The following is an 11,859-nucleotide window of genomic DNA, read 5'->3' as shown; positions in this document are numbered from 1 at the left end:
CTCGGTAGTTTTATTCAACATCTGTGTGACCTGCAACGCATGTCTCGAACGATCCTCTTTCTGCAGACGAACGAGTGGAGCTCGTGGCGAGTCTTGACCCAGATTTCCCGAAGTATACGACGCAGATCCTGAACACAGCGAATCATACTGCCGGACAGAAGTCAGTACAGACTCGCTCACCAGTCTCTGGCTCTCACACGAGCTGACGGCCGATTCACGGCGAGCGATGGTTGTATCATTCTGTCCGGCAGTATCAGAACTCCCAGGGGACACGGCCTGCCACCGTTGGTCAACTCAACGAGATACTCGACGAGTACAACGACGAATATCCGGAGGGGGATTTCGAGGATTGGAAGCAGTTCTACTACGAACAGAACGACGGCGATGAGAAGATCGAGGAAGCGGCGGACAAGGTATACGAGATGGTCGACAAAATGCGAGATGCGGCGGAGCAAATCGACCGTGATATGCTTGACCGGTGGGTAACGGACCTCGTACTATATATACACTCGGACGTGCTTTGCTCAACTTCGCCTGATCTGAGGCGACGCAAGACCGGCTGATCCACCGAATCTCCGATAGTGACTGTTGAACGGATCACGTCCGAGTGTATAAGACGTATACCGGACTTGGCCGGACGGAAGAAGCGGTCCTGAAGAAACTCTCTGAAGAATACGATCTCCCGTACGCTCTCGGGACCACTGAGGATGAATCAATCGGAATCGACGGATATCTCGGAGACCAAGCTGTCTCCGTTAAGCCGATCTCTTACAAACAGAAGCAACGCCTCCGAGAGGATATTCAGGCCCCGATCGTTTATTACGAGGAGTACTCCACAAGTGACGCGCTCAAAATTCACGTAGCCGAATTAGACGATGCGCTCGATTGAGTTGCGCGTACCAAAAGTTAACTACCCGTCGCAAGGTATTGCTACGGAATGGAAACCAACCATCTCGTAGTCTCTGGTGACTCTCGTTCCCTTTCAGAAGTCGCTGACGACTCTGTCGAGTTGGTGGTTACCTCACCACCGTATCCGATGATTGAAATGTGGGATGAGCTATTTGCCGAACTCGACGATCAGATCGGTGAACTCCTCAACGAAGGCGACGGCCGAGCCGCATTCGACCGAATGCACGAGGAACTGGAGAAGGTCTGGTCGGAGGCGAGTCGCGTTCTCGTCGATGGTGGTATCGTGTGTGTCAATATCGGAGACGCGACGCGCAAGGTAGACGGAAGCTTTCGTGTCTTCCAGAACCACTCTCAAATTATCGATTCGTTTGATACTCTCGGCTTCGAGCCGTTACCCGAACTCCTGTGGCGGAAACCCGTCAACTCCGGTGCGAAGTTCATGGGCTCGGGTATGATCCCCCCGAACGCCTACGTAACGCTCGAACATGAGTACATACTCGTCTTTCGAAACGGGAAGGATAGCAGAAGCTTCGAACCCGGATCGAACCGTCGCTACAACTCTGCGTATTTTTGGGAGGAACGAAACCAGTGGTTCTCCGACGTCTGGATGGACATCAAAGGGGAACGCCAATCGATGGCCGAGAGCGAACTACGAGAGCGGTCTGCGGCCTACCCATTCGAGATTCCGTATCGGCTCATCAACATGTACTCCGTCTACGGAGATACGGTTCTCGATCCGTTTTGGGGCACCGGAACCACATCGTTTGCCGCGATGGTCGCTGGGCGGAACTCGATCGGATACGAACTGGACGAGGAATTTCAGCAATCGTTCGAGGAGCGAGTCGAGGAAGTACCAGCATACTCCAAAGAGGTAGTCAAACAACGGTTGGATGACCACCAAACGTTCGTCGAGGATCGCCTCGCGGCAGGAAAGGAGTTCAAATACGAGGCCGACAACTACGACTTCCCCGTCACGACCACGCAAGAAAAACCGATACAGTTCTACACAGCCGAGGAGATAGGGAAAACAGCAGAGGGATACGTTGTCACACACGAACCAGCGGACGGGACCGATATCCGGACTGAGGTTGAACCTCGAGCCAGTGAGGTCGCGTCACTGTCTGATTTCTAACCTGTTTATTCGTTCGACCCCTGGAAGAAAACATGTTGTCGGTAGAACAGCTGTCTCCGCACGACCCTGACGAGTAGTCCCAAACCCTTTGGCCTATCCCGCTCCCTGATTTCAGTGTGAACAAAAAAGGGCACGTAATCAACGCCGTGCTGTTGGCCATCGGCGTCGGCTACGTGCTGGAGCCGGCGGGCGACGTCTCGACGTTCGTCGCTATCGCGCAGGTGTTCATGCCGCTCGTCCTGGGGGCGTTGTTCCCCGACGTGGACACTGCCTTCGGGAAGCACCGCAAGACGCTCCACAACCTCCCGATTCTCGCCGTCTTCTTGGCCTACCCCTTCTTCTTCGACAACCTCGCGTTCGTCTGGGCGGGCATCCTCACCCATTACGTGCTGGACATGGTTGGCAGCCGCCGGGGCATCGCCCTGTTCTACCCGTTCTGGGACGAGGAGTTCGGCGTCCCGTCGGGCGTCACCACCTCCAGCAGCTACGCGGAGGTCGTCACCGTCGCCATTACGCTGATCGAACTGGCCGTCTTCGCGGCGTTCGTCTACCTGATACCGCAGTATCTGCCGCCTGGGCTGGAGCTGGCAGAGCAGGTGGCGCTGTCGTTCGGCGCGTGACGAGTCGCAGCTAGTATACGGCCACGTCGTCGAATCGGCCGTCGTAGGCGATGTGGTCGGGATGAGTCGGCTCCATCCCCGAGAGGAAGAGGCGGTCCGCTTTCCCCCAGGAGTTCTCCCAGCCGAGATGGGCGAACTCGATGAGGTTCCGTGCGCGGTGGGCGAGGCCGGGGTGGTGGACGACCCGTCGGTCCGTTCCGGAGACCAGCGCGGTCACGAGGTCCGATTCTGAGTCGATCTCCGTGTCGAACTCCGTCCAGACCTCGCCGACGGTACCGCGGAGATGGGCATAGGAGGAGCCGAACATCGGGATGCCGGCCTCCGTGGCGATCCGTTTGGCCCGGCGATTCGTCGGCGGGAGGGATTTTGCGTTGTAGCTCTCGATCGCGTCGATATGGTCGGCGTAGGCCCGGATCTCCGGCCGTCCGAGGCTGACGTTCAACATCGCGGGGTGAGGGACACAGACTGCGGCGCCCTGGGCTTCGGTTTCCGCGAGCGCGCCTTCGAAGGAGATGAAGTCCGGTACCGGGTTCGAGAGACCGACCGCGAGCAGGTGGCGGCGGTTCTGCCAGTTACCGGTGAACAGCTCGCGAGCAGGGATCACCAGTAGCTCGTCGTCGCTGTACTGCTCGGCCTGCCGTCTGATCTCCGGGAGCCGTGTGAAATGGGGCGCGTAGACCAGCACGTCGAGGCCACGGGCTTTCGCGCGGCTGACGACCCGTTCGTCGAGGGTCTTGATGTGCATGTCCACGCGAATCGTCACCGATGTCACGTATTCCGGCAGTTGTCCCGCCCTCAAATAGCCTCCGAGTTTGCCGGCGGCGCCCGCGGGGAGAACGTTTTTGCCCTCCCCCCGCAACGCAGCGGATATGGCTGGCTGGAACTGCGGTATCACGGGTTGTGAACGTGCGTTCGACAGCTCCGAAGACGTGATCGTACACCAGACGACGGAGCATCAGCGCCACGAGTGCAAGATCTGTGGCACCATCGTCCCGGAGGGCTACTTCGCCATCCGGCACGCGTTCGACGAGCACACGCGGGCGGAGTACGTCCGCGCATACGATGCCGACAGCAGCGAGGTCCGCGCTCGCGAGGGTGTCAAGGACGACGTCGAGGAGAACGCCGACCTCCAGAGCGTCGTACAACAGCTGAACGCGAGCGGCGGCGCCTCGCGGTAGGAGAGCTCTTTCCGTCCCGAGGGGGGACCGCGACTGCTTAGCGGGTCACTCGGGCCACGAAACTGCAGCAGAAAGCGACGCTGTCTATCGCTCCTCGGAGTCGAGCACGCGAATCTGGTCGCCACGGACCGTTACCGGGATCGGGACGGTCGCCTCGTAGAGTTCGACGGTCACCTGGTCTTTCCCTTCGTCGATGCGCTGGACGCGTGCCTTTTCACCCTTGAACGGACCGGCGATGAGTTCGACGATGTCGCCCTCGGCGATCCCCTCCACGTCCGGGGTCGGCGAGAGGAAATGCTCGACCTCCGTCATCGAGGAGGTGCCCGGCACCATCCCACGGGCGTGGGGAATCTCCTCGAGGATGCGCTCGATGATCGAGTCGTCGTCGGCCTCGACCATCACGTAGGAGGTGAGCGAGTCCGGCGCCAGCACGGCGTGGATCTCGGCCATCTCCTTGCTCGCGATCATGTCGGCGACTGTCTCCTCCTGGCGCGCTGTCGTTTTGACGGCGAATATCGGCATCTACGCACCACCCGGCAGGAAGCTCATTAGCGCGAAGATCACGAAGCCCACAAAGCCGATAAGGAAGATTCCGGCTCCCGCGATCTTGGCGATCATCGAGAACTCCTCCCACTCGGGGGTGCTCGCGAGCTTCAGCACGCGAATATAATCCGAGGGGTCGTATTTGACGTCCATCTTGCTGTGTAATTCTCTCTGCCGCCTTTTCTATCTATTGCATCGCTCGTTCGGCGGTCGGCGGAGGGGAAACAGTTCGAGTCGCCGGACCTCGGCGGTGCTGAGGATCGGCCGGTCCAGCTCCACGGTTGGTCGTGGTGGCGATTTCCTCGGTGGGTCCGTCACCTCGACTCAGCAGGGACGTTCTACCGTTTCGGTTACCGTGTGGAAAACTCCGGATCGACGTCGTGTTCGTCGAGAGAACTTCTCGCAAGATGCTGCTGGAGAAACGGTGTGGAGCGATTACTGGTTCTGCATCTCCTTCACCTGCTCTTCGGAGGGCCCGCGTTGGCTCCGCTCGTTCCCACCGTAGATCTGGGGGGACTCCACCCCAGTGACGACAATCATGGTGCGCATGCGGCCCTCGACCTCCTCGTCGACGGAGGTACCCCAGATGATGCGGGCGTCCGGGTCGATGCGGTCGTAGATCTCTTCGACGACCCCCTCCGCTTCGCCGATGCTCATATCCGAGCCGCCGGTGACGTTGACCAGCGCGGAGTTCGCGCCGGAGATGTCCACGTCCAACAGTGGCGATCTGAGTGCCGACTGTACCGAATCCTCGGCTTTCTCCTCTGTGTCGGACTCCCCGAGCCCGATCATGGCGACGCCGCCTTTCTCCATCACTGTGCGAACGTCGGCGAAGTCCAGGTTGACCAGCCCGGGCTTGGTGATGAGCTCCGTGATGCCTTTCACCGAGCGCATCAACACCTCGTCTGAGACTTTGAACGCCTGCTTGACGGGAAGCTTCCCGACCGCGTCGAGCAGCCGGTCGTTCGGGACGACGATGACCGTGTCCGAAACGTCACGAAGCCGCTCTAGGCCGGCCTCGGCGTTTGTGCGTCGCACCTCACCCTCCGCGGTGAAGGGGGTGGTGACGATGGAGATTGTCAGCGCGCCGGCGGCCTGCGCGGCTTTGGCCACGACGGGCGCAGAGCCCGTCCCGGTGCCGCCGCCGAGGCCGGCAGTGACGAACACCATGTCCGAGCCGGCGATGGCGTTCTTGATCTCCTCCTGGGACTCGATGGCAGCCTCCTCGCCCACCTGCGGGAGCGAGCCGGCGCCGCGGCCCTGGGTTTTGTCCTTGCCCATCAGGATCTTCGTGTCGGCCTCGATGGAGACGAGGTGCTGCACGTCGGTGTTGGCCGCCACCAGCTTTGCACCGTGGATGCCTTCCTCGTGCATCCGATTGACCGTGTTCCCGCCCGCACCGCCACAGCCCACGACCGTGATGTTGGTTTTCAGGTCCTGGAGAACCGCCTGTAGTTCCTCGTCGGTCATCTTCCCCGACTGGGGGCTTTCCTCGCCCGGCGCGGGCTCGGCTTTGCTATCCTCTGTCTCTGGAGGGGCGGTTTCAGTCTGCTCGCCCTCGGCCTCGTCTATTGCGTCCTCTACGATGGAGTCCATTTGACCATCCGTATACGGCGGAGCCTATTCATCTTTCTCCCTTTCGACCGTTTGTGATAACTGTGTCTGACGCACGTCTGACGCCCTCAAACCGGAAATTCCTTTTCGCGCTCGCTCTGGACAGCTGACGGCGGCACCGGCTCGCCGTTCACTTCGACGGACGTCCCCCCGGCGAGCATCCCCATCTTTGGCCCCTCCGGAATTCCAAGCCGTTTCGCCTTCTCGGGATCGAACGCCACCTCCATTGCCTGGACAGCATCCTCCTCCACAGTCACCTCGTCGTAGGATTCTTTGAGTACCGCCGCGAGACTGTCGACCAGTTGCTCGTAGTCGCCGTTCCCGGTCTCGTCGGCGACGATGGCGGCCTCACCCCGCGCTCGGGTTCCGTTTTCGACGGTTTCGAAGGCGACAGTTGTCGCGCGCACTGCTTCCCTCGTGGTCTCTGGGTCGATGTTCTGGGCCTCCTTCAGCAGTTTGTCGGGAAGACTCACCTGTTTCCAGCCGGTCATGCCATCGGTTTCGCTGTTGTCGTTCGCCGCGTCAGATGGCGTTCGTGCGCCGAACCGGAGCCCCTCGTCGACAGTTGAGAGCTCGCGTTCGAGCGCTTCCACCAGGTGGAGTGGCCGGTCGCCGACGGTTCGGACCCACGTCTCGCTCACGACGCGGTAGCCGAGGGCCTCGATGACCGCTTCGACCTCCGGGTGGTTTCCATCGACCAACGCATGCTCGGCGCGGCTCCGCTCGAACGCCGAATCGAGCACTGCACGCGCCGTGTCCGTTCGAGGATGACCAAGCTCCGCTAGTTGCCAGTCGCTGGCGATGTGGCCGACGGCCCAGGGAGTTTCCTCGACGACCCGGCTGAACCGCGGGGCGTAGTGACCGCCGCCGATACCGACGAGTTGGCGCTCGCGATGCGGGGCGACGCCGCGGAGCGACAGCACCGCCTGGGCGACGGCGCGAGCGCCGGCAGGGTCGTCCCACTGCTCCTCGTCGCTCCCGAGTTCTGCGAACATCGAGGGAGTGTCCAGCCCGGTCGGGCCGTGGTGCGTCCCCTCGATAGCCACGCCGTAGCCATCTGGCGCGTGAGCGTTGAGCGCGCTGCCGTACGCGGAAAGCGCGCTGGGGGCGGCCTCGGTGAGCTCCCGGTCGCGGCCGCCGTACTCCGCCTCGCCGAAATTCCCGGTGAAGTGGCCCGTCAGTAACGCACCGGTCTCGCCGGAGTGCCGGGAGACGAACACGAGCAGGGCCGGCTCCTCGCTGAACGCGGGCGCCGGATCGTCGATGTTGATGTGCAGTGCGTCGAACTCCCGGAGCTCGTAGGGCCCGCTCCGGTAGTAGCGCCCCCCGCCGTCGGCGTCGGGCCGGCTGTCGTCGTCCGCTTCTTCCCAGTCGGCCTGGGCGAGCAGTTGCTCGCCAATGTGGACCGAGGCGCGGTCGTCGCGAGACACGACGATGGCGATAGTCATCGGCGGGAAATCGAGCGGGGAGTGGCAAGTAGCCGTCGGAGTCGGAGAGGCCGGGCGGGGGGAGGTGCCGGAGCCGAAGAGGCCGGCCGTACAAGCAACCGCCGGATTCAAATCGACGAGGAGCAGTCAGGTACTCCGATCGACGTAATTCACGGCAAAGAGAACCGGAATCGACCGGATGGAACGACTTTTTAGTATGGGACGGGGAGCGGACATCATGCCCGTTCCGCTCGCCTCGCTACTCGCCGGGCCGATAGACAACCTGGTTCTTCTGCTTGGGTCGTTCGCACTTCTGCTTATCGGGGCAGAAGTGTTCACAAACAGCGTCGAGTGGCTCGGCCACCGGCTCGGCGTCTCCGAAAGCGCAACCGGCTCGATACTCGCTGCGGTCGGAACTGCGCTCCCCGAGACGATGATTCCGGTCATCGCCATCCTCTCGGTGCAGTTCGGCACCGGTTCACAGGAGGCGGCCGACTCCGTGGGCGTCGGCGCCATCCTCGGCGCGCCGTTCATGCTCTCGACCATCGCCATGTTCCTCATTGGGGCAGCCGTCCTCTACTTCGGAGACCGCCGAATCCACGGCAACATGTTCCATTTCAACGCCGACTCAACCGAACGTGACATCTCTTTTTTCCTCGTCGGCTACTCCCTGGCATTCATCGCCGCGCTCATTCCTGCCGACATGGTGGTTTTCGGACCGGTGACCGGTGAAACGGTGATGATGCTCATCGCCATCTCCCTCGTCGCACTCTACATCACCTACGTCTACCGTTCACTCAAGAGCGGCAAACTCATCGAGGGCGGCGAACTCGAGGACCTGATGCTTGGCGGCCTCATCGAGAAGGACCAGAGTCCAGTGGCGGCAGTCGGGGTCAGTTCGAACCACAGCGGCGACCCCTCGAAGCTGCTCGTCCTCACGCAGTCACTGTTCGCACTGGGGATCATCATCGCCGGCGCGCACCTGTTCGTCAGTGAGGTGGAGTTCTTCTCCCGGGAGGTACTCAACATCCCGACGGCCGTCGTCGCGCTGCTGCTTGCGCCGCTGGCGACCGAACTCCCCGAGAAGTTCAACTCCCTGATCTGGATCTCGCGCGACAAGGACACGCTGGCTATCGGGAACATCACTGGCGCGATGGCGTTCCAGGGAACGCTCCCGGTGACGCTGGGCATCGTGTTCACGTCGTGGAACCTCACCCTCGTTTGGGGCACCACCGGTTTCCTCAACGCGTTCTCCGCGATTCTGGCCATCGTCTCCGGTGGCATCCTCTATCTCCGCGCCCGTTCGGTGGGGAGAGGGAACATGTCCCCACGGCCGTTCCTCATCGGCGGCGTGTTCTACGCGCTGTTCATCGGAGTGCTGCTCTACCACGTGTTCGTGCTCAACGTGACTGCGGTCGGCGCCGGTCACTAGGCGGCCTCCCTCGGCTGTCGTCATTCTGCCGGTCGTCTCCCCACTTTCACTCACGACGACCCACCACGCGGTTTTTGTTCCGCCCGCACCCACTGACGAGCGATGCACGTCTACGGACTCGTGGGTTCGCCGGTCGAACACTCCCTCTCCCCACCGATGCACGAGGCCGCGTACGAGGAACTCGGCGTCGACGCTCGCTACGTCACGCTCGAACCGGATTCTGCGCGACTGGGCGAGGCAATCGCGGGCGCCGACGCGCTCGGCGTCGCGGGCCTGAACGTCACCGTTCCGTTCAAACAGGACGTGCTGGCCCACGTCGATCCCTCGCCAACCGCCGAGGCTGTTGGCGCTGTGAACACTATCGATTTCGGGCCGGCGACTCCGGTCGGCTACAACACTGACGTCGACGGCGTCACCCGCGCACTGGAGCACCATGACGTCCCCATCGACGGCGAATCGGCGGTCGTCGTCGGCGCCGGCGGCGCCGGACGGGGGGCAGCGTACGCACTCGCGGATGCTGGCGCCGATGTCCACGTCGCCAACCGAACCGTCGAACGGGCTGGGGCGCTGGCTGCGGAGTTCGCCGATCTCGGCGTCTCCGGCGACGGTCTCGACAGCCTCGACGAGCGAGTTCCCACTGCGGACCTGCTGGTCAACGCGACCAGTGTTGGGATGGAGGAGGACGCAACCCCCGTCCCAGCCGAACTGCTCCACGACGGGCTGGCAGTGCTCGACGCAGTGTACGCGCCCCTGGAAACCCGGCTACTCCGCGACGCCGCGGCCGCCGGTGCGACGACGGTGGATGGCGCGTGGATGCTGCTCTACCAGGGCGTGGAGGCGTTCGAGCGCTGGACCGCGAAACCGGCTCCGGTCGACGTGATGAACGACGCGCTCCGTCACGAACTCTGAACGGCCCGCACAGCGCTCGGGAGCCAAAACCGACTGAGGGGGACGCTGCCTTTATAAATCCAGGGTCCATCATCCGGCACATCATGATACTGCGGAAGCTCAGACAGCTCCTTGGAATTGGATCCGGCTCTGACGAAGCGGAGCGTTCCGAGCCCGATGTCGTCGTCCAGGAGGAGCACGCCGACGCCGAGACCGAAGCAGCAGTCAAAGGCGTCGATGAGGACGCGAGCGAGTCTGCTGAGGAGTCGGGGATCGGGGGAGGCGACGTTGACGAACCCGTGGCGACTGCCACGGACGCCGACGCGTCGACGGAGTCGCTGGTCGACAAGGCGGAGGCCCAGGCGCACCCCGAGTCCCGCGCTGAACCGGCTGAGGCTGCCGGCCCAGGCGCCGATGACGAGACGACCGATATCGAGGATGTCGAAGTCGATAGCGAGGCCGAATCGGAGGATGGCACTGATCTCGACGAGATCAAAGGGATCGGGCCGGCGTACTCCGATCGGCTCGACGAGGTCGGCATCCACACCGTTGCCCAGCTCGCCGAGGCTGACCCGAGCGATCTGGCAGAGCGCATCACCGTCTCTGAGAAAACCGTCGGCAAGTGGGTCGACCGCGCCCAGGAGTTCGAGACCTAACCCACCGGAACCCGCCCGTTTTTACCCGCCGGGAGCTGTTTGGCCGTTATGACCGAGGCCACGGTCGTCAGCTCGCGCGACCGGTTTCACACCGTGGCAGCCAACAGCGCCCAGAATGCTCGCGTCCCCGCCGGACTGCGCACAGCCGTCGCTGCCCCCGACGACGCCTACCGGCGGGCACGTTGGGAACCCGACGGCGAGGGGGTGTTCGGGTGGCTACCTGATGGTATCCGAGTCGGGCCCTTCCACTCACTGGCCGTCGAGCGGTCGAGTATCACTGACTCCCTTATCCAAAGGGGCTCGACCGAGAACAAGTCCACCGTGATGAGCGCAATCCGGCAGCTGGACCCTCCCAGCATTAATGTCCAGTTCCGCCCCGAGCGTCTTCTTACGGGGGACGGGAAAGCGATGGTCCGAAACGGTCTGGCGCTCTGCCGGCGGTGGGAGCAATGAACGAGGACCCCGTGGGGACGGAACGCGCGGGCTCGGCCCGGCTGTTCCACCTCAATGGTGAACTCGTCCCCGCAGCGGAGGCAACCGTCTCCGTCCAGGACCGCGGCTTCAAGTACGGCGACGCGGCGTTCGAGACCCTCCGGACCTACGGCGGCGACGTGTTCGCCTGGGAGGCCCACGCCGACCGGCTGGCGACTACCTGCGAACTGCTCGAACTCGACCACGGCATTCCGAGCGAGAGACTCCACGGGCGGATTCAGGAAACGCTCGACGCGAACGGGCTCGAGGACGCCTCCCTCCGGCTCTCAATCAGTCGCGGCGTCCAGCCAGGGTCGCTCGACCCACATCCCGAAATGGACCCGACGGTCGTCATCAGCGTCGAACCGCTCCCGCGTGGTGGCATCGGCGGTGACGCAGTCTGGGAGAAGCCAGCGACGCTCAGCACCGTCCAGACCCGGCGGGTGCCAAACACCGCGATCCCGGCCGAGGCGAGAACGCACAACTACCTGAACGGGATTCTCGCCCGCCTCGAACTCCGCGGCAGCGACGCCGACGAGGCGCTCATGCTCGACGCACAGGGGCGTGTCGCCCAGGGGGCGACGGGCAACGTCTTCGCCGTCGACGGCGAGGGGCTGCTGACGCCGGCGCTCTCGGGCCCGGTGCGTCCCGGCATCACCCGGTCGACGGTCATCGACCTCGCAGCAGAGGAGGGGATCCCGGTCCGAGAAGCGACAATCCAGCCGAAAACGTTCCGAGAAGCCAAAGAGGTGTTCTGTACCAATTCGACGTGGGAGGTCCGCCCGGTCGACGAAGTGGACGGCGCGTCGCTCGACACCGGGCCGGTGACTGAACTCCTCGCCCATCGGTTCCGAGAGCGCGTCGAGTCGGCGTTCTACTGATAGTGATTACTGCGAGTCTGTCCCGCCGTGACCATCCGTGTCGGTGACGGGGACCCCTGAACCGGCGGCGTTCGACACCGTCGATGCACCTATTCGCAGTAATCACTA

General features: G+C 62.9%; 15 protein-coding genes. 10 read left to right on the top strand and 5 right to left on the bottom strand.

Annotation, left to right across the window (positions count from 1 at the left end):
• The first annotated feature begins 230 nt into the window (after positions 1-230).
• The 4 genes from V5A38_RS12510 to V5A38_RS12495 all read left to right on the top strand — a co-directional run bounded on the left by V5A38_RS12510 (position 231) and on the right by V5A38_RS12495 (position 2,661).
• Positions 231-563 (top strand): MjaI family restriction endonuclease, encoded by a 333-nt coding sequence (locus V5A38_RS12510; RefSeq protein WP_332326096.1) that lies wholly within the window; start codon positions 231-233, stop codon positions 561-563.
• A gap of 44 nt (positions 564-607) precedes the next feature.
• Positions 608-889: an MjaI family restriction endonuclease gene (locus V5A38_RS12505; protein WP_332326095.1), complete on the top strand. Its 282-nt coding sequence runs from the start codon at positions 608-610 to the stop codon at positions 887-889.
• A gap of 48 nt (positions 890-937) precedes the next feature.
• The gene (locus tag V5A38_RS12500; RefSeq protein ID WP_332326094.1) at positions 938-2,041 is read left to right on the top strand and encodes a site-specific DNA-methyltransferase; all 1,104 of its coding nucleotides are present in this window, start codon (positions 938-940) and stop codon (positions 2,039-2,041) included.
• A gap of 116 nt (positions 2,042-2,157) precedes the next feature.
• Positions 2,158-2,661, top strand: coding sequence for a metal-dependent hydrolase (locus tag V5A38_RS12495; RefSeq protein ID WP_332326093.1), 504 nt, complete (start codon positions 2,158-2,160; stop codon positions 2,659-2,661).
• Positions 2,662-2,671: 10 nt separating this feature from the next.
• Here the strand turns inward: V5A38_RS12495 and V5A38_RS12490 are convergent, their stop codons facing one another.
• A complete protein-coding gene (locus V5A38_RS12490; protein WP_332326097.1) occupies positions 2,672-3,406 on the bottom strand; it encodes a PHP-associated domain-containing protein in 735 nt (244 codons plus the stop codon).
• 124 nt (positions 3,407-3,530) lie between these two features.
• Between V5A38_RS12490 and V5A38_RS12485 the strand changes: the two genes are divergently transcribed.
• Positions 3,531-3,839: a hypothetical protein gene (locus V5A38_RS12485; RefSeq protein ID WP_332326092.1), complete on the top strand. Its 309-nt coding sequence runs from the start codon at positions 3,531-3,533 to the stop codon at positions 3,837-3,839.
• An 84-nt stretch (positions 3,840-3,923) separates the two neighbouring features.
• Here V5A38_RS12485 and V5A38_RS12480 read toward each other — a convergent pair whose 3' ends face one another.
• The 4 genes from V5A38_RS12480 to V5A38_RS12465 form a co-directional block, all read right to left on the bottom strand.
• Positions 3,924-4,361 (bottom strand): transcription elongation factor Spt5, encoded by a 438-nt coding sequence (locus V5A38_RS12480; RefSeq protein ID WP_332326091.1) that lies wholly within the window; start codon positions 4,359-4,361, stop codon positions 3,924-3,926.
• Positions 4,362-4,535 (bottom strand): protein translocase SEC61 complex subunit gamma, encoded by a 174-nt coding sequence (locus V5A38_RS12475; protein ID WP_332326090.1) that lies wholly within the window; start codon positions 4,533-4,535, stop codon positions 4,362-4,364. It abuts the gene before it with no gap.
• Between the two features lie 282 nt (positions 4,536-4,817).
• On the bottom strand, positions 4,818-5,978 hold the full coding sequence (gene ftsZ / locus V5A38_RS12470) for a cell division protein FtsZ (RefSeq protein WP_332326089.1): 1,161 nt from the start codon (positions 5,976-5,978) through the stop codon (positions 4,818-4,820).
• Between the two features lie 86 nt (positions 5,979-6,064).
• Complete coding sequence (locus V5A38_RS12465; protein ID WP_332326088.1) at positions 6,065-7,444, bottom strand: D-aminoacyl-tRNA deacylase; 1,380 nt, start codon at positions 7,442-7,444, stop codon at positions 6,065-6,067.
• 217 nt (positions 7,445-7,661) lie between these two features.
• On the opposite strand from V5A38_RS12465, the gene V5A38_RS12460 reads away from it, so the two are divergent.
• The 5 genes from V5A38_RS12460 (at position 7,662) to V5A38_RS12440 (ending at position 11,751) form a co-directional block, all read left to right on the top strand.
• Positions 7,662-8,855, top strand: a complete 1,194-nt coding sequence (locus V5A38_RS12460) for a hypothetical protein (protein ID WP_332326087.1) — start codon at positions 7,662-7,664, stop codon at positions 8,853-8,855.
• 102 nt (positions 8,856-8,957) lie between these two features.
• Positions 8,958-9,764, top strand: coding sequence for a shikimate dehydrogenase (locus V5A38_RS12455; protein ID WP_332326086.1), 807 nt, complete (start codon positions 8,958-8,960; stop codon positions 9,762-9,764).
• 83 nt (positions 9,765-9,847) lie between these two features.
• Entirely contained in the window at positions 9,848-10,399 is a 552-nt protein-coding gene (locus V5A38_RS12450) for a DUF4332 domain-containing protein (protein WP_332326085.1), read from the top strand.
• 48 nt (positions 10,400-10,447) lie between these two features.
• On the top strand, positions 10,448-10,852 hold the full coding sequence (locus tag V5A38_RS12445) for a hypothetical protein (RefSeq protein WP_332326084.1): 405 nt from the start codon (positions 10,448-10,450) through the stop codon (positions 10,850-10,852).
• Positions 10,849-11,751: an aminotransferase class IV gene (locus tag V5A38_RS12440; protein WP_332326083.1), complete on the top strand. Its 903-nt coding sequence runs from the start codon at positions 10,849-10,851 to the stop codon at positions 11,749-11,751. Before V5A38_RS12445 ends, V5A38_RS12440 begins: the two co-directional genes overlap by 4 nt.
• Positions 11,752-11,859 lie beyond the last annotated feature (108 nt).

Origin of the sequence: Halolamina sp., from assembly GCF_036626355.1 — an archaeon.
Classification (GTDB): domain Archaea; phylum Halobacteriota; class Halobacteria; order Halobacteriales; family Haloferacaceae; genus Halolamina.
Note: the sequence above shows the minus strand (reverse complement) of the source record. Positions and strands in the feature narration are given on the sequence as shown.